This window comes from Desulfobacterales bacterium, from assembly GCA_034520365.1.
Taxonomy (GTDB): domain Bacteria; phylum Desulfobacterota; class Desulfobacteria; order Desulfobacterales; family Desulfosalsimonadaceae; genus M55B175.
This window is the reverse complement of sequence record JAXHNP010000006.1, coordinates 661,655-679,829: the sequence shown is the minus strand read 5'-3', so window position 1 is coordinate 679,829 and position 18,175 is coordinate 661,655. Positions and strand designations below refer to the sequence as shown.

Annotated in this window: 15 protein-coding genes; all 15 read right to left on the bottom strand. The window is 43.3% G+C overall.

From position 1 onward, the window contains the following. Positions 1-335 precede the first annotated feature (335 nt). Positions 336-950: an FkbM family methyltransferase gene (locus tag U5L07_11085; GenBank protein MDZ7832286.1), complete on the bottom strand. Its 615-nt coding sequence runs from the start codon at positions 948-950 to the stop codon at positions 336-338. A 156-nt stretch (positions 951-1,106) separates the two neighbouring features. Next, complete coding sequence (locus tag U5L07_11080; protein MDZ7832285.1) at positions 1,107-2,246, bottom strand: glycosyltransferase; 1,140 nt, start codon at positions 2,244-2,246, stop codon at positions 1,107-1,109. Positions 2,247-2,253: 7 nt separating this feature from the next. Beyond that, positions 2,254-3,477, bottom strand: coding sequence for a glycosyltransferase (locus U5L07_11075; protein ID MDZ7832284.1), 1,224 nt, complete (start codon positions 3,475-3,477; stop codon positions 2,254-2,256). 18 nt (positions 3,478-3,495) lie between these two features. Then, positions 3,496-4,347: a glycosyltransferase gene (locus U5L07_11070; protein MDZ7832283.1), complete on the bottom strand. Its 852-nt coding sequence runs from the start codon at positions 4,345-4,347 to the stop codon at positions 3,496-3,498. Positions 4,348-4,429: 82 nt separating this feature from the next. Continuing rightward, positions 4,430-5,386 carry an NAD-dependent epimerase/dehydratase family protein gene (locus tag U5L07_11065; protein MDZ7832282.1) on the bottom strand — a complete coding sequence of 319 codons (957 nt, stop codon included), beginning with the start codon at positions 5,384-5,386 and terminating at the stop codon, positions 4,430-4,432. 11 nt (positions 5,387-5,397) lie between these two features. Further along, complete coding sequence (locus U5L07_11060) at positions 5,398-6,627, bottom strand: NAD-dependent epimerase/dehydratase family protein (GenBank protein MDZ7832281.1); 1,230 nt, start codon at positions 6,625-6,627, stop codon at positions 5,398-5,400. 19 nt (positions 6,628-6,646) lie between these two features. Beyond that, positions 6,647-7,903 (bottom strand): glycosyltransferase, encoded by a 1,257-nt coding sequence (locus tag U5L07_11055; protein ID MDZ7832280.1) that lies wholly within the window; start codon positions 7,901-7,903, stop codon positions 6,647-6,649. Positions 7,904-7,907: 4 nt separating this feature from the next. After that, positions 7,908-8,645 (bottom strand): hypothetical protein, encoded by a 738-nt coding sequence (locus tag U5L07_11050; protein ID MDZ7832279.1) that lies wholly within the window; start codon positions 8,643-8,645, stop codon positions 7,908-7,910. Positions 8,646-8,654: 9 nt separating this feature from the next. Continuing rightward, positions 8,655-9,581: a hypothetical protein gene (locus tag U5L07_11045; protein MDZ7832278.1), complete on the bottom strand. Its 927-nt coding sequence runs from the start codon at positions 9,579-9,581 to the stop codon at positions 8,655-8,657. A gap of 4 nt (positions 9,582-9,585) precedes the next feature. Next, a complete protein-coding gene (locus U5L07_11040) occupies positions 9,586-10,530 on the bottom strand; it encodes a UDP-glucuronic acid decarboxylase family protein (protein ID MDZ7832277.1) in 945 nt (314 codons plus the stop codon). Next, complete coding sequence (locus U5L07_11035) at positions 10,527-11,180, bottom strand: methyltransferase domain-containing protein (GenBank protein MDZ7832276.1); 654 nt, start codon at positions 11,178-11,180, stop codon at positions 10,527-10,529. Before U5L07_11035 ends, U5L07_11040 begins: the two co-directional genes overlap by 4 nt. A gap of 291 nt (positions 11,181-11,471) precedes the next feature. Further along, positions 11,472-12,203, bottom strand: a complete 732-nt coding sequence (locus tag U5L07_11030) for an FkbM family methyltransferase (protein ID MDZ7832275.1) — start codon at positions 12,201-12,203, stop codon at positions 11,472-11,474. Next, a complete protein-coding gene (locus tag U5L07_11025) occupies positions 12,200-13,507 on the bottom strand; it encodes a flippase (GenBank protein MDZ7832274.1) in 1,308 nt (435 codons plus the stop codon). Before U5L07_11025 ends, U5L07_11030 begins: the two co-directional genes overlap by 4 nt. 19 nt (positions 13,508-13,526) lie before the next feature. Further along, positions 13,527-14,096: a winged helix-turn-helix domain-containing protein gene (locus U5L07_11020; protein ID MDZ7832273.1), complete on the bottom strand. Its 570-nt coding sequence runs from the start codon at positions 14,094-14,096 to the stop codon at positions 13,527-13,529. Positions 14,097-14,321: 225 nt separating this feature from the next. After that, positions 14,322-17,885: a VWA domain-containing protein gene (locus U5L07_11015; protein ID MDZ7832272.1), complete on the bottom strand. Its 3,564-nt coding sequence runs from the start codon at positions 17,883-17,885 to the stop codon at positions 14,322-14,324. Between the last annotated feature and the right edge of the window lie 290 nt (positions 17,886-18,175).

Here is an 18,175-nt window from a genome sequence, read left to right as displayed (position 1 = left end):
TGACTATTAACCAAAGGCAAAATTTTAAAACCGGCAAGGTTTAAAATTTAATGAAGATAACCAAAGTTTTTATAAATATCGCCCACAAAGGCACGATTTATCTAACGCCTTATTTTTCTGAAAAATAGGCGAAGATAAACCGGATTAAGGCCCCAACTTGAATTGTAAAGATGTTGATTGTTTTTGATATTAAAATAGTTGAATGGAGAAGGGTATCAGTGTTTGTCTGAAAATTATGTCAGTCTTTATCCTTTTTTTTGAGGGTGTTTATCCTACAGCTTAGTGGCAAAAAGCATAGAGAAATTAAATCATATCCCATCCTATGACATAAAGAACTATGGACAACAGGCAATAAAATTATTGAACTTTTCTTCATGGACACACTCAATAAACGCGTTTCTATTGAACGGGGGAGTTTCTTTCAACCAAGCGGACATAGAGGAAATCTTAAGCCCCATTTCCTTGGAAATTAAATCAAACAAATCTCCTGGATGGCAATTATAAAGCTCGGCCGACCCATTATTGCACTCAAATATGATAACCGGCCGGCAGCGTTTGATAAGATTTTCCCCGCCCTTTATGACCTTGTATTCGGCGCCTTCAACATCGATTTTGATAAGATCAATGTTCATATCGCCGGGGATAATATGATCAAGTGTCTCCATTTCTACCTGAAACTCATCTGTTAAGTCCTTCTGTCCTGCAAGGCCGCTTCTTGCCGGGTGCTCACTGTCGTAATAAAAATTTGCTAAACCGGCTTCATCTCCCAATGCCACCTGAAACAAATCTACCCGGGGAAACTTTTTGGATAAATATTCGCAATTAGCGGGTACGGGTTCAAAGGCAAAAACACGGCCGTCTGGAACAAATTTTATCATATCCTTAAGAATCTCTCCCCTGTAGCAGCCAATATCGATGCAGTTGGAATCCGAGCGAAGCACTTTTTTCATAACAGCACGGGTTTGCCGGTCCGTATAAAAGTTTACTCTTTGGAAAAAAAACATGTAGGTTTTGCGAGCCAGTGATTCGATCGGGGTATTATAAAAAAACCTCAATAGCCGGCTCCGGGTCATTAATTGCATTTTAATCCTTTTACATGTTAATTATTAGTGATATTGGATACCATCTGCTAACAGCATTTCAATCTTATCAGCCAAGCGCTCCCAGGAAAAACGGTATTGCTGCCTTTTGATATTTTCTTCAAAAAAACCCTTGCTTTTGCTCGTAAATAAGTTGATAGCCGCCTCTGCAATGGCCTCCGGTGATTTGGGAGGCACGATAAAACCGGTTCTGCCGTGGTCGATAATTTCCGGCAGGCAGCCCACGGCTGTGGCCAAAACCGGCTTATGAAATCCGAATGCGATCTGCACCACACCACTTCCGGTAGCGCTCACATAAGGCTGCACAACCAGATCCGCGGCACAAAAATAACGCCCAACATCTTCGTTTGGTACATACTGATCAATAATGATGACATGATCGCCAACGTCCAGCTGCTCAATTAATTTTAAATAATAGTGCTTATCTTTCCAAAACTCGCCAACCACCATAAGTTTGACAGGCACCGCTGCCAGAATTTCAGGCATTGCCTTAAGCAGATATGTCAATCCCTTATAATCCCTTACAAAGCCGAAAAAAAGCATTAAGTTCCCGGAAACGCCGAGCATTCTGCGGCATTCCTGCGGTTCAAAATCATCGAACCGAAAAACATCATATGTTGGGTGCACATGCCGGCATACCCTCGCATCCGGCAAAATATCCAGTAGGTTGTTTTCATCTTCTCTGGAATGCACAATGTAATAATCACCCTGCTTGAGCACCAGCTTGGTGAGCAGTTTGTCATAGCTTTTCGATTCATGCGCCACCACGTTATGGCATATAAAAAGAATCAAGGTGTTCGAGTATTTTTTTAAAATTTTTAAAATCGTAAAAAACTGGGGCGCCCAGAAGGAGACCCACCAAGGAATAATCACCACATCGAATCCATTTCGCGCAAGAATTCGCGCGGTGTGAACCCAGGTTAAAGGATTGACAGAATCGATCACCCGCTCCACGCCAGGGACCTGGATATGCATTTGACTTGGATCGACATCGCTTTTGCCCGGGAAAAGCCATTTCGGATACTGGCGCGAAAAAGAAAAAAACCGGACCTCATGCCTTTCTTTTAAGTGCTCATGCAAGAGGGTCGTATAATGGGATATCCCGCCTCGAAATGGATAAGTCGGGCCGATTAGGGCGATCTTCATTTTCAGTTTATTCTGGGCCTAAGGAATTTAACAAGGAGCTTGCAAAATTCTTTTCCGAATGCAAACTTTTATATTTTGCTTGTTTATTTGCGTCCACAATGCCCTCAACTCCTTTTTGAACAAAACATGTCAGAGCCAAAGCAATGGCTTTTGAATCGCCCGTATCAGCGGTAACCCCAAGACCCCATTTTTCAACTTCATGGCCGAGCAGTCCGAAAGATTGGGCTAAAACCGGTTTGCCGGCCGAGGCCGCCCAGCTTAAAATTCCGCTGGAACCTGGATGCCGCTGGTAGGGCAGCAAAACCAAATGGCAGGCATTAATCAGGTACCAAATCTTTTTATCGTCTAAAAAATCATTTATTATATGAACTTGCTTATCTTTGCCCAAAGCATGCAATTCGGCAAGAACTGCATCTATCTCTTGTTGAATGCGCCTATCTATCTTTCCACAGATTAAAAACGCGCTCGCATTTAAATGATCGGAATCTAGAAACTTTATTGATTCCAGTAGCTTCAGCACACCTTTTCTTTCAGTTAAATGCCCAAACAGTAAGAACTTGTTTTTACTTTTTATCCAGTTTTCAATGGATATTCGGGGGGGGGCCATGTCTGGGGGATGAAAAGAAAAATCCGGAAGATACCGAACCTTATCTGAATGCTTCAATGGCTGGCAGTATTCAACAAAATATTTATCATAACAGTGAATTGTCCGAATTTTTGAAGAGGCCAGAAACCTTCGAAAAATTTTAGCTTTAAAAAATGAAAGGAGTTTTTCCTTAAGCGTTAAATTGTTACCGAATCGTTCCGGGTAATGTTCAAGGGGCCTGAAGAAAAGGCCGGAAAAAAAAAATCGGGATGGAAAAAACAACCTAATAAATAAACCGGCCATAAATGTATCAAGATGCAAAAAATATATTTGGTCACAATGATATCGATCAGCGAGCTTTTCGGAGAGCCTGATACATCGCAATGCACCAAAAACGTCTTTAAACTTGCGTTTCTTTTCTGATACCGCCGCCGGCAAATCGATAAATTCTATGATTCCCGGTATCTGCTGCTCGGTTTCATTAATAATTCTTTCTTTGACCCAATAACTTACGGCAAAAACGGCGTGGAGATTAGGTGTACAAATACCATTGTGAAGGAGTGCTTTTATATTCTGAACAGCATCCCCGGCATGTGAGGTGTCAAAAAAAAGAAACCCGCGCCCAGCTGATTGAACCTCAGTCATAAATGATAACAATAAATTTTAAAGTTTGCCTTTTTTCCGGCTGAACTTGTACTCGAAAAAGCCCGCCATGAAGGGAATTAAAAATAGTGGCATTGCTATGTAGTCCCAAGCGTTCTTAGGATTAGTTGGCGTTCGTTGAAGTCTGCCAACTTTCTGTGCTTTTGCCTTGCCACCCCAATAAAATCTTTTAAAAAGCCATTTAAATGTCAGTCTTTCTTCCAAAACCTGGTGAGTCACAACGGCTTTGCTGTTGTATAACACCCTAAGATTGTTCCGGATCGCCCGCTCACAAACATCAATATCTGCACCGCCAGCCAAATTACCGTCTCTACGCCCCATGTTTTCATTAAAATAGGCTTCAGGCCCCATTTTTTGAATATGTAAACCCATGCTCGTCGCCACAACCTTAGATATATCATGGATACCCTCGCCTAGATGCATAAGGGAATACTGATCTCTAACAAGATTTGATTTAACCAAAAAAGATGGCTTTTTATGAAACTTGGGTATAATTTTGCCTCCGGCTACGGCTGCTCCATGGTTTATCAAAGTATCTGATAAATAATAAGCCCAATTTTTATGGGCAATAGCATCCGCATCAATAAATAAAATGATATTGGTTTCACATAATTTGATAGCCTGATTTCTAGCGTAAGATACACATACTGACGGAATACGGATATAGTGAAAAGCAATATTATTATTGGATAATTGTTTACATAGTTTCTCCAACTCAGGGGCTTCCTGTTGATCTAAAAAGAAGACATCCGCTTTAACACCCTTTTGAATCGCAAGACTTTCCAATGCCTGGCCCACCAAACTATTAGCTTCGCCATACCTTGTAAGTGCGATAGTCGTTTTCTCTGTCATCTTTAAAAAATCCCAATTTTTGAAGATATATTCGACTTAATTCATAGAACAATTTATGAAAACCAAAACCAAAACTGCCTTATCAAGAGTCACTCTCTTTGAGCGAAAGCACATCATCCCGATGCGCTAAATACCACTTCCAGGTTTCTTCTAAACCTTTTATAAGATTTTTTTGAGGTTTAAAGCCAAGCGCTTTGTGAGCTTTGTCACTTTTGGCGAAATTCCGTGTAACCTCTCCAGCTCGCCTTGAAAAATGTTGAATCGGGTAATCGGGCTGCCCCCCAATTTCTGATATCGCTTTGGCAAGCCCCAAAATAGTTGTTTCTTCCTCAGAGGCCAGATGGAAAACTTCTCCCGGCGAGACATCCAATTCTATGGCCTTCACAATACCTTCACATAAGTCCGCAACATGCAAAAAATCCCTGCTGGCAGAACCATCCCCAAAAATCGGCATAGGCTCATCCTGCAACAAACATTTCATAAATTTTGTGGCCGCCCCTTTTTTATGCCCGCTGAATGGTCCGTACACATTGGCAAACCTTAGAGCAATGGTGCAGATGCCATATGCTTTGGCATATGCATGGCAATACGCTTCGCCGCATAATTTGCTGGCCCCGTAAGGGGAAATCGGCTTGGGAAGAGACAACTCATCAACTGGTGGTGTTGCTTCCCCGATTAATGCACCGCCGGTAGATGCGAAAATTAACCGTTTTACTCCTGCCTTTCTTGCACATTCCAATACACTAAACGTGCCGCTCACGTTAATGTCAAAGTTTGGCTGCGGGGCATCCACGGATTCGACAACAGAACCAAACGCAGCCAGATGTATAACCGTCTCAATCCCTGACATGGCATTGTATAAAGCCTCATGATCCCGGATGTCACCTTGAATCAACCGTTCTGCATCCGGCAGGTATTCCACCCTGCCGCGAGACAAATCATCAAACACCCATTCTTCAAAACCACCTTCACGAAGGCGCCTTACCAAGTTGGCGCCGATAAACCCCGCCCCACCAGTCACAAGAATTTTTTGTCCCATTTTCCCCACCGTCAATTTTCAAAACCATTTCCATTTTTGACAGGCTTTTCAGAACCCTCCCGATCCACCTTCATCCCGTTTCGCCAAACCGAAGTACAAACAATCTTTGATTTGTCGCATCGATCCGCATATTTCTGGGCAACCTCATATATTTCGCTCATCAGGCCCTGCTCAAGCGTGGTCGGATTTAATCCAAGCTCTAAAAAGCTTTGGCAGGAAAGCCGCAATGCGTTTTGGGGATCTTCCTTTCTCGGATTCGCAAAATAGCGGATTTCAGCACCGCTCATCTGCGATATGATTTCCGCCAGCTTATGAATATTATGCTGTTCTGTGGTTTGGTTGAATATCTTGACCCGCTCCCCTTTAACCGGCGGGTTTTCGATGGCAATCCTGATGCATTGAACGGTGTCCCGAATATGGATAAATGCCCGTGTCTGCCCCCCCGTGCCGTGAACCGTGAGCGGATGCCCGACGGCTGCCTGCATAACGAAGCGGTTTAGAACCGTACCGTAATCGCCGTCATAATCGAACCGGTTGATCAGGCCTTCATCAAGCCGGGTCTCATCGGTTTCAGTGCCCCAGACAATACCCTGGTGCAAATCCGTAATACGCAAGTCATCATTTTTATTGTAATAAGAAAACATCAAGGCATCCATGGTCTTGGTCATATGGTAAATGCTTCCGGGCTGTGGCGGATAGGGGATTTCCATCTCCTTTTCTTCCCCATCAACATCCACCTTTACATTGAGGTACCCCTCGGGAATCTCCATACCCACCGAACTGTAGCCATAAACCCCGGTGGTCCCCAAATGAACCATGTGAATATCCAGGCCGGATTCCACAATTGCGCATAAAATATTGTGCGTCACATTAATGTTATTATGAACCGTATATCTCTTATGAAACGGCCCTTTCATTGAGTACGGGGCTGCCCGCTGCTCGGCAAAATGCACAACCGCCCGGGGTTTGACCTCTTTAAACAGCGTTAAAATCCGGTGATAATGCTCAGCCAAATCTATATATTCAAAACCAATTCGCTTGCCGGTTAATGCCTCCCAAGTATCAATTCTTTTCTGCAAAGGCTGGATCGGGGTTAAGGATTCACACTCAAGCTCCACATCGATTTTCCGGCGAGATAAATTGTCCACGATAATGACATCATAGCCCTGTTTTGATAAATGCAGGCTCGTCGGCCACCCGCAAAACCCGTCACCGCCGAAAATAATAATTGGACCTTCCATAATATTCCCCCGTAATTCATTATTTGGCATTTTGTTCTATTGACTGAAATAATTCCAGATACCTGTCTACCTGCACATCAACATTGTATTCCCGCAGTGCCTTTTGCCTGCAATTTTCAGACATCTTTTTTCTTAAAGCATCATTGTTTAATATGTAAGTCAAACCATTGGCCAAATCGCTGGGATCAAATGGCTCAGCCAGATACCCGTTAATTTCGTGCTCGATCATATCCGGCAAACCGCCAATGTTAAAGCTTATGCTCGGGGTTCCACAAGCCATTGCTTCCATTACGGTATATGGGAGGTTATCCTGCATTGTCGGCAAAATGAATACATCCGCCGCTGAATAAGCCAGGACCAGGCTCCAATCGTCTTGCAGCACCGAAAGATAGTAGGCCGGCATTTTAAAATTGACTGGATTTTTCGGCTTGGATGCACCAAATATAATGGCTGCCGCATGCACACCACTATTTTCAGCAAATGCCTGTAAAGCGGGCAATAACAGGTGAAACCCTTTTCGTTTATCACTGGCCGCAGACATGGAGCCAAAAAGAATCAGCTTTTTATCAAGAGGCAAATTAAGTATAGATCTTGCCGTGCGTTTATCCACCGGCTTGTAGATATCCATATCCAAACCGCTGGGGATGGCCTTAATGACTTTATCTTTAAACAAATAACTCTTCCGGGCACATTCAGCCAGCCAGCGGCTGCCGGTTACAATCGTCAATGGCTTATGCAGCCAGTGTTTTTTCTTGCGTTGCCAAGTCCAGCAGTCAACATCAAGCCCTTTATGATCACTCGGTCGATTATTTCTGCTATATCCCTCGATATAGCGTATTTCTTCCTCCGGGAGCACATAATGCTCTGATCCACTAAAAGCCCACTGATCCGCCAAGCGCCATACAACAGGTTTTTGAATTTTTCCTATTTCGGCAATGCTCAACATTTCCTGACCGATCCAATGCAGTATCACAAAATCTACATCAGACTGGTTGATATATCTGGCCATGCCGCTTGGAAACAAATTAATTGAATGAAGAAAAGTGTTGGGTGTTTTTTGGCATTTTAACAAAGCTTTTTGGATTTCAGGCTTGATAGCATTTAACATTTTTTGAAAATTATTAGCAGGTCCTTTGACAGTATGATCATCGCTTAATTTTTTATTTACTAAAAGTATAGAATCAATCCCTTTTTTTAAAAAGCCCCGATGAAGTCTGTAGGCCCCAAGCGCAGCGCCGCCCTTGATGTCAACGGTGCTTAAATACAATATTTTCATGGCGTTAAATCAACTTTGTCTTATATTGCTCCAAATCATTCATCATTCTCTTATGTTTAGATTTAAATATACGATTTATTAATTTACTTTTTTTCATAACTACCCTTTCCCCCATTGCATTCTTGTCGAATATGAACTTTAATTCTTTATGCTCTAAACTTAAACCAGCTTTATTATTAAGTTTTCTTATGAAATCGGGAGCAGAAAAAATTATTTCTTCCAATTGAAAAAGTAAACTAGATTTTAAATTATTTTTTATAAAGTTTAGAATTAGACTATTATAATATATCCATGCCTCAGCAGCTAACCATGGTTTCCTGCGCAAAATTTTATCAGTATTTCTCCTCAATAATGAATCTACAACTAGTTGAGGTTTTCTATAAATAAAAATATAAAAAACATTTGGCCCCAAAAGCTTATGCCAAAAATCTAAAAACAAAACTGTTCTTGGATCTTTCCAACCCCACACAGGGATATGGTTTCTATCATAAAGAATTTGAGTGGCCTTCTCGATATCCTCTTGTTGGATGGTCACAGCTGCAGGAACTAAATAGTTTATATTATTTCGATTTAATATTCGATTATGTAAGTCAACAAATTCTTTGTCTTCAAAATGCCCTTTCGTATTACCCTTATTCCCTCCAATAAGCTGCTCCCCTATGTCGAGCCCGCAATACTGCAAATAGGAAGAAATTAAGGAGGTACCTGATCGGTGCATTCCTGTTATTATAATTATTGTCATATTAATATCTTATTGTTTTTTCATATATAATTTTAATTTCCTTTTGAAGAAATTAAATAACCATACAAGTTCTATTTTAATGTCTTCAACTCGTGAAGGATTAACTTCTTTTGGATACTTTAATGGAAAATATAAATCGGTCGAAAAAAGAAATTTCTGTTCTGGATTTCCTTTGGTATGGGTCGCATCCTTATCAAACCCTATATTTTTCACCATATTAACTTTTGGCCTTGCTGTTAAATAGTTATTTAAGTATCTTGTAAAAGTCCATTGAAAATCCCAGGTGTCAAAACTTGAATAGGCCACCTGATCAAATTTTTTGATCCAGAAATTATAAACTAATTTATTGTTAATAGCCTCTTTAATTTCTGATCGAGTTTTATTATTATAACTATTCATTTCTATATCTATATTCTTCCAAGCTCTTCTCCAACTTGCCCATCCCCAGATAAAACCATGCTTGGAGAAGAAAAAATCACTTCTTTTATTGGGATTTTCAAATCGGTTGTGACCGCTTACCATCCCCAGCCTTGCCTCATCCTTATATACATTCAATAATTCCTGACAAAACCAGAAGAAACTTTGACGGGGTAAAGTGTCATCTTCGAGTATTATACCCATTTCTTCATTTTCAAAAAACCAATTAATAGCCGTACTAACTCCGTATTTACAGCCTAAATTTGATTCTTGAAATAAGGTTTTTACTTCACATTCCCAATCAACACCTTTTAAAACAATTTCTCTGGTTTGTTGAACTTTATCGCGCTCGCCAGATAAATGCAGTTTAGGACCATCCGCGGCAACATATAATTTTGCCGGCTTGGCTTTTCGGATTGCCTCAAAAACTTGTCTCGTGGTATCCGGCCTTCTGTATATCATAAACAGGATCGGGGTATGCAGTGGGCATGGAGGTACAAATATTTCATCGTTTGGCATATTTTCATATGTCCTTTAATAACCTATCAAAATATTCAATTGTCTTTTCCAGCCCTTCATCTAACGCAACAGCTGGCTCCCACCCCAAGTGATCCTTTGCCATCGAAATATCGGGTTTGCGCTGTTTCGGGTCGTCTTCCGGCAGCGGCTGAAATTGAATTTTTGAGCGTGACCCCGTAATCGCAACCACCCTTTCAGCCAACCCCAGAATTGTAAATTCACATGGATTGCCCAGATTTATTGGGCCGGTAACATCATCGGACGTTGCCATAAAACGAATTAACCCCTCCACCATATCCGCCACATAGCAAAAGGATCGGGTCTGTGTGCCATCCCCATAAATTGTAATGGGTTCATTTCTGAGGGCCTGGAGAATAAAATTGGAAACCACCCGCCCATCATCCGGATGCATTCGCGGGCCGTAGGTGTTAAAGATTCGAACAACTTTGATTGTCATTTTATGCTGTCGGCGGTAATCAAAAAAAAGGGTTTCCGCGCATCTTTTGCCTTCATCGTAACAGGATCTTCGTCCAATAGGGTTGACGTTTCCCCAGTAATACTCAGGCTGGGGATGGACTGCAGGGTCCCCATAAACCTCGGATGTCGAAGCCTGCAGGATTTTCGCTTTTACCCGCTTGGCCAGACCAAGCATATTTATCGCCCCGTGCACTGATGTCTTGGTTGTCTGCACGGGATCCTGCTGATAATGGATTGGAGATGCGGGGCAGGCCAAATTATAGATTTCATCAACTTCGACATAAAGCGGAAACGTGACATCATGACGGATAAACTCAAAAAGAGGATTGTTCATCATGTGGTAAATATTGCCCTTATTGCCTGTATAACAGTTGTCCAGACACAATACTTCATGGCCCTCGGCCAGAAGTCGCTCACATAAATGGGATCCCAGGAAACCCGCACCGCCCGTTATAAGAATTTGTTTTTTCACTTTTTAGCCTCCACGTATAAGGTTTCCCATCTTCTGCCGTCTTTATCCAACAGCAGTTTTGGGTCCTCACCTGCCATATAAGCTTTTTTTTGAATATCTCTGAAACCGACTGTTTCCATGACAGTTTTTAATTCTTGAAAATCCCAAACGGAGCAATGGAAATTATCCTGGGCGAGAGTCCGTATTGCCTGACATCCGCTCTTAAACCTTTTAGAATAAGCTTCAACATCGATATCAGCATGATTGTTAGTATAGAAAGAAACGTATTTTTCAAGATCCGGAACCGTGATCCGTATAATGCAATCGGGCTTCAAAACCCTGTGCAGCTCAGCAAGCAAGCATTGAACTTGAAAAGCATATAAATGCTCCAAAGTGTGCTCGGTAAAAATACCCTCAAAAATACTATTCCTGCAGTTTAACGGGTATCTTAAATCAAGCTGCCATTCAATATTTCGGCTATATGTTTTCCAAAATTTAAATTTATAAAAAAAGTCAGCATTGACATAGGCACATACGATAGTGTCCCCGCAACCCAAATTTAAATAGTTGTTCCCTCTATTTAATTTAGGCTTATCCATTTTTAGCTTTCTTCCAAGAAAGCTCTTAACCTCAAAAAAACACAGTTCTTTAAAGTTAATAATTCTTTGCATTACTCTTCCAATAAAGCGTTAGTTTTGATAGCCCAAAATTTCTCACATCTTGTTTGGTCACACAGATATAATTCGAGCAGTAAAAGGCGCCATGGATAGCTTGGAGAAAGGTTACATCATGCCGAATGAATTCGAGTTGTGGGTTTAATTAAATGGCTAATAATTCTTTTTTTGTTGCCTGTATAACAATTATTTAAACACAAAACTTCGGCCCTTATTCCCAAAAACGCGCACAAAGGTGAGAAGCAAGAAAACCCGCACCACCTGTTACAAGAATGGTTTAAACTTTGGTCATAGACTTGAAATTCTCTTTTTATAGATTATAGTATTCAATATTTTAGAAAACAAAACGTATCCATTATCTTTCATAAAGTGCGTCAGTTCGCTATTAATTAAATCCTCTATGCTTAATCCTATAACCTCGACTAAGACACATTCGGGGACATATTTTTCCCAATTGTTTGATTTAAGCACCTTTAAGTCATAGCCTTCTGTGTCAACACTCAAAAAGTCGATAGATTGATTAACAGGCAAGTATTCACCCAAAACTTGTGCCATGGTTTTACACTTTAAGTATTTTTCTGCCCTAATGTAACGGCCCTCGTTTTTCAGTTTTTCTTTTGCAAGCTCATCACTAAAAGTATTTGCCGCTAGTTCATTGAAAATATAGTAATTTACTGTTTCTTCCTTGTCCGAAATAGGAATTTCAAGATTTATATCCCTTTTTCTGATTTTTTTGAATAAATTCATACTGCCAGGCATGGCGTCAATATTGATGCCCCTCCAGCCTTTTTTATAAAAATAATAGGTGTTGGAAAATCTTTTTGGATGGTGAGCGCCTACATCGATATAAAAACCATTTTTCTGCTTTTCGAACATACTTCTCAAAATCATATCCTCTCCTTCATGCGAATATGATTTTTTACTATATCCATCCAAATAATTATTGTTAAAATTGATAATAGCACTTCGTGCTTTATGGACTCCGTTCAACAATAAATTTTCTTTTATTATTTTTTTCAATTCTGCAACTTTCTTAAAATTCTAAAAAAATTAAATGAGTTAGTCAAATAATAGAAATTAATTCTGCTTACTTTATGCAACATCAACCCAAAATAAGCCGCACAACCATATGATATTACAGTAGATAATGCAGCGCCTATGATTCCATAACATTTAATTAAAAAAATATTTAATATAACATTTACAACCGACCCAATCGCTGCATTTTTAGCTGATATCATTTGCAAATTTTCTGTAATTAACCACCTGCCACTTGCAACACCCATGGCAACAAACAACCCAGCCCAAATATGTATAGCCAATACTGCACCTGCCTGCTGATATGCTACACCGAATAAAAGTGTCACTATCCAGTCGCCTAAAAAAGTAACCGGTATTGCTATAGCAATAGCAAGCCACACCACTAAATCATAAAGTTGCTGCAAACGCGTATAGTATAGTTCCTCGCTCTGCTTTTTCGCACTTAATATCGCCGGAAACAACGATTGAGTAATAGCCATGGGCACAAAGTACCAGGCTTCGGATAACCTGACCGCAGCCGCATAATGCCCTACAGCATCAGCGTCCAGCATTTGCTTGATCATTACCTGATCGATGCGCATGTATACCATGATCACCAATCCTGACAGAATCAGCGGCCAGGAATCTTTTAGCAAATATTTTGCCTGGCTGAGGCGAAACCGCCAATTTTTCAGAGGGATTCTTCGTTTTACATATAGTGTACAAAGCACAATCCCTTTAATCCCATGCTCAATAACGAACACCCAGGCAAACCACACAAGTGATGCCCCGCTCCAGATCAAAATCAACTTGATGGCAGAAGATGTGAGAAGCCCTGAGATGCCCGCAATAGATACCAACCTTGCCATTACCTGGGAATTAAAATAAAATTCAAAGATCTGAAAAGCCTGCAGGATATGCCCAAGGGCGATAATCATGACCAAGAGCCGGGTCAGCGGGTCGCTATCCGTTAAACGAATAACAAAGAATACAAATCCAAAAAGAATCAGGCCGCCAATCATCCGCAGACCAAAGGCTGTGCCCAAAAGCTCATCCCTGGTTTCCGGCCTAATAACCACATTTCGTACAACAATATTATCAAGGCCAAGCCTGGCAAAAGCGCCGAAAAGGGCCACAAAACTCAAGGCAAAGCTTAAAAGTCCAAAACGTTCTGGCCCGAGGTAGCGGGCGACGTAAACACCGACAAACAAGCCGACAAACAGCCGTAAAACCTTATCCGCCATCAGCCAGCCGGTATTAAAAAAATATTTTTTAAAACTTTTAATCGCTATCGGTTGTGACATTCGAAAATATTATAATGACTTATTCAGATTTGCCTGAGGAGCCTTTTTTCTCGCTCTTCCAAATCAACAAGCTGGGGCGATGCTTAAAATTCCCTTCAAAGCTCTTAAATTCCTGCCTTGTCATAGCCATGGTCCGGATCTTGCGATTAATATACCGTTCTGTTTTTCTGCTCAAATCATCAAGGTGAACTCTGTTTATATTTCCTATAAGCAGTAAGTCGATAATACCGGTATCTTTTCCCTCTGCATAATCGTCCATCAAATAAGCTGCCTCCACGTCTCCCAGTCTGGCAACAATCCCATCAATGACCCGGTCCATGCCGATGGTTTTGTTCACCATCGATTTGAGCTCAGGGAATAGAGGATGGTCAGGATTGGCCCTGTAATAAACATTCCGGCCACTTTTGGATGTGTTTAAAAGCCGGGCAGCTCTTAACTGGTTTAACTCTTCCCGAACCGCATTTGATGATATATTAAGCTCTCGTGCTAATTCTCGCAGATACGAACGCGTTTGCGTGTTAAAAAATAATCTGACAATCAGCCGAATGCGTGTTTTGGAAGTGATGAGTCCTGTAAATAAATCTGACATGATTTGTGTCTTTATTATGAGCAGTTTTTCTATACATATTAAACAAAAAATGGGACGTCAATGAAAAAATGGGCTAAAAATAAAAATGCTTAAACGAGGACGCACGAAGGAGGAAATTAGAAATGAAAAATAAATTCCTTATGAAATTAAAATTTATTGCCAAAAGGAAATTTACCTCCCTCTCCTGGAATTAGGAGAGGGAGGTAATACATGTGGATTCTCTACTTATTGTGAAATCTGACTTAGACTCCTAATTTCTTCTGAAGACAATTCTTCATGAAAAATCATCACATCATCTATGGTGCCTTTAAATAAGGTGTTCCACCATTGACTGCCCGGCACCATCTTGGCTCCGTCGAATTTGGATGCCTCGGAGCCGACGCCGATAAAACCATATCTTACCGCACCGGATCCCAGCGGCTTCGCATCATTGGCTCTGGTAGAAGCCACTTCTTCTCCGTCAACGTAAATTTTCTTGTTGTCGCCATCAACGCCTGAACTATAAGTCGCACATATATAATGCCATTTTCCATCAGTATAATCACCGGAAGTGCCGAAGAGATCATATTCGCCTTGATTTATAGCTGTATCCCAGCCCAAATTATGGCCATAAGCGGGCGTATCTTTTAATGCCAGGCGCCAGTAATCAGACCGATCAAACGAGGCAATAAATTGCTCATTTTTTGAGGACGACTTCACCCATGCGCAAACAGTGGTTTCATCAATCGTTTCACCTGCCCATGAACTGGTGCCGTCATCCGGGCCATAGAACATATTTAACGCGATATAATCGTCGTTGCCGTCAAATTGATACGCGCTGTTTGAATTGCCGAATCGATCCGCGGTCAGGGTGGCGCCTTGTACCTCGCCATGATAGGCGTTGCCGGACTTGTCATCGGCATTGCCGTTGAACGGGTAATAGGCAATCGGGCTTATTTCAACCTTGTTGACGAAAAACTTCAGCTGGGTAGGATTGGGATTGTTGTTGGCGGTATCATTGATTTCAACCCGGGCCGGGCCTTCGGCGCGGTCGTCCGGGTTCACCCGCACGGTGGCGCGGTAGTTGGCATACCGGTTCTCATGCACATCAACCACAATGTTGTTTCCCTCAACCACATCCCAGGTGTAGTTTGGCGTATCCGCCGGCTGATGGGTGATGGCCTGGATGTCGTAGCTGGGATCCCCGCCGATGATCTCGTCTGTGCCGGACAGGGTCGTAATCTGCAGCTCCACGGTATCGGTAATGGTAATGCCTTCGGGATTGGCGGCCGTGGGGTTGATGTAGATTTTACCAGGGATCAGGCGGACAAACTCACAGGATTTGAACTTGCCCTGTAAAAATCCGCTGGCGCTTGTGTTGGCGTTGTTTTTGATGGTGATTTTCATGGTATCCCGAACGCTGCAGTCTAGCGCGGGATCGACCCCGCTTTTGTATTCCAGCCAGTAAAAGCTGTTGGCATAATCCACAATCTGGAAGTGGGCCATCGCCAGGGTAAAATTTAAGGCGTTTTGGGTGATATTCTTGCCGTCCTTGGTTTTGCCGATAACGGTTTCCTCGCCGGGGTCGGGCACGGAATAAAACCCGGCGTTGCTGATTTCCTTTAATTCATCAACGTTTACTCTGGAGATCAGATCATCGCCCACGCCGATGGTGATCACCTGCTTTTGGCCCCGTTCGCTGATGACCAAATCCTTGGAGGGGCCCGGGGCCCGGGAATCATAGCCGTCTGTCAGGGCCACCAGAACGCCCTGCTGGAGGTTATTGTTGGCGGGCTGCCAGATGTTGTAATCGCTCTGCCAGGAGTTTAAGGCATCGCTCATGGCCGCATAGAAGCTTGTGACCCCTGAGCCCGTGCGGATGCGGTCGATGGCGTCGGTTAACTCCTGCGGATCGGTGGAAAATTCCTGCCAGACAGTGGGGTCGCCGGCTTCGGTAAAGGTCCACACGGCGATTTCCTGCTGGGGCTCGTCATCCGCATCCAGCATGGGGTCGATTTTAAAAGCGTTTTCCACATAGGCCTTGGCTGCATCCTTCATATAGGCCAGGTTGCTGCTGCCCACGCTCGGGGTGTTGTCGATCAAGAGCACGGTTTTCAGGGTATAGGTAAAGTCCGTGGGCATGGCGTCGCGCTTTCTGATGTTGATCTCGGCGTCTTCCGGGTTAACAAGCTGACCGTTTTCATAAACCGAGAAGTCTTCCCGGATCAGGTCCCTGACCCATGTCCACTGGTTGTTGATGGCATCGCCGTCTTCCTTTAGCCGGACCTGGAAGGCGGCGTCCGCAAACCAGGGGGCCGTGGAATCCGTGGAACGTTTGATGATCTCGTAGGATTCCATATTGATAACGATTTTGACGGTGACGTCTGTCTGTTGGTTGGTGGCGGTATCTTTTACCGTAAGGGTGGCCTGGCCGCCGCTTTTTGCCGTGATAATGCCGGTTGAATTGCTGCTGCCGGATGAGGCCACGGTAAACACGGATTCATCCGAAGAGGTCCATTCAAACTGGGAGGCGCTTTCCTTGTCCTCTGCAATGGTGACCGCTTTAAGGTCCTTTGTGACATCTTTCTGCCCGGGCTCCACGGTAATGGAGATTTCATCCAGGCCGTCCGGATCCGAGCTTGAGGCATCCAAATAAACACCTTCCTGGCCGGTAAAGAACTCGGCGCTGCTGAATTTACCGTGGAGCTCGGTGCCCTCGCCTTCATTTTTGTTATCAATGATTGAGACGTTGACCGTGTGGTTTAGATTGTCGTCCTCGCTGGTGGAGGGGCTTTTGTATCGCAGCCAGTAGAAGCCGTCTGCAAAGCAGAGCAGGCGGTTCTGGATTTCCTGGAGGGTTTCGCTCAGGTTTTCCTTTTTGTCATAGCCTTCGTCTGCTTCGCGGGCGGGTTCTGCCACGGGAAAAAATCCGCCGGTGCTGCCCAGCTTCTCGAGATCCGCCAGGATGTTTTCCGCGATGTTCTCAGAGTCCACGGCCACGGTGTAGACCGGTTTTCTGCCGCGTTTGAGCAGGGCATCTTTTAAGGTATTAAGATTGGAGGTGTCCTTGCCGTCTGTGACCGCAACCAGGGCGCCCTGGCGGAAATCTTTGCCTGTGGGGCTGGTGTCGTCATCCCATAAGGAGAGGCCCTGGATGACCGCGCCGTATAAATCCGTGGTGCCGGTGGCGAGCTGAAGGGCATCCGGGTTTTGCTCTGACGCCTCGCCGGTGATCAGGCACTGGTTCAGCTCACTTAAGTCATCGGTGAATTCCTGCTTGACGAACGGATCGCCGTTATCATCAAAGGCCACAATAGCCACGCGCTGCTGGCGTTTTTCATCCAGGCTGTCGATCACCGCCTGGGCGGCTTCCTTGATGAGATCGAGGTTGCCGGTCTGACTGGGGGTGTTGTCCAGTAGAAGGACGGTATCAAAGGTATAGGTATAGTCGGACGGGAGGTTGTGGCGCTGTCGGACGTTCATTTCCGTGTTTGCGGGCGTAAGTTCGGTGCCGTCTTCTGTGACGCGGAAATCACCGGCGGATAGGCCGCTCACGCCTTCACAATCCGGATTTTTGACCTGAAATGTAAAATTCACCCACCAGGGGAACGTGGTGTATAAATCATAGGGATTTTCTGTATCGGTGGGATCGACCCCGGAGTAGCCGGTGAGGCTGTATTCGCCTTCGCCGCCGCCACCGCCGCCACCGCCGCCACCGCAGGCGGTGATGCCGGAGATGACCAGGACGCAGAGCAGCATCCGGCTTAAAAATTTTAATTGATTAATGGCTGTAAAGGGGATTGTCTTCATGAAAATGATCTCCTTGGGTTGATTATATATGTAAACATTGTTTTTATACCATATTATATATTATTTGCAAGATTTAAGATCAACAGGATTTTGTTGACGGGCACGGAAAGGGGGTCAAACCTTGAATTGTGAATTAAGAATGAAAAGTTCAGGGTTTAGGGTTCACGGTTCACAGTTCACGGTTCAGAGTTCACGGTTCAGGGTTCACGGTTCAGAGTTCAGAGTTCAGGGTTCACGGTTAAGGGCCAAACAGAAAGAAGCACCAAAAAAACAAGCACCGAATAAAACAA

Coding starts and splice junctions, on each gene's coding strand:
- U5L07_11065 (MDZ7832282.1), bottom strand. CDS start 5,386: ATGGGACAAAAAATTCTTGTGACTGGTGGGGCGGGGTTTATCGGCGCC.
- U5L07_11020 (MDZ7832273.1), bottom strand. CDS start 14,096: ATGTCAGATTTATTTACAGGACTCATCACTTCCAAAACACGCATTCGG.
- U5L07_11045 (MDZ7832278.1), bottom strand. CDS start 9,581: ATGCCAAACGATGAAATATTTGTACCTCCATGCCCACTGCATACCCCG.
- U5L07_11075 (MDZ7832284.1), bottom strand. CDS start 3,477: ATGACTGAGGTTCAATCAGCTGGGCGCGGGTTTCTTTTTTTTGACACC.
- U5L07_11080 (MDZ7832285.1), bottom strand. CDS start 2,246: ATGAAGATCGCCCTAATCGGCCCGACTTATCCATTTCGAGGCGGGATA.
- U5L07_11070 (MDZ7832283.1), bottom strand. CDS start 4,347: ATGACAGAGAAAACGACTATCGCACTTACAAGGTATGGCGAAGCTAAT.
- U5L07_11085 (MDZ7832286.1), bottom strand. CDS start 950: ATGAAAAAAGTGCTTCGCTCGGATTCCAACTGCATCGATATTGGCTGC.
- U5L07_11050 (MDZ7832279.1), bottom strand. CDS start 8,645: ATGACAATAATTATAATAACAGGAATGCACCGATCAGGTACCTCCTTA.
- U5L07_11055 (MDZ7832280.1), bottom strand. CDS start 7,903: ATGAAAATATTGTATTTAAGCACCGTTGACATCAAGGGCGGCGCTGCG.
- U5L07_11035 (MDZ7832276.1), bottom strand. CDS start 11,180: ATGCAAAGAATTATTAACTTTAAAGAACTGTGTTTTTTTGAGGTTAAG.
- U5L07_11025 (MDZ7832274.1), bottom strand. CDS start 13,507: ATGTCACAACCGATAGCGATTAAAAGTTTTAAAAAATATTTTTTTAAT.
- U5L07_11015 (MDZ7832272.1), bottom strand. CDS start 17,885: ATGAAGACAATCCCCTTTACAGCCATTAATCAATTAAAATTTTTAAGC.
- U5L07_11060 (MDZ7832281.1), bottom strand. CDS start 6,627: ATGGAAGGTCCAATTATTATTTTCGGCGGTGACGGGTTTTGCGGGTGG.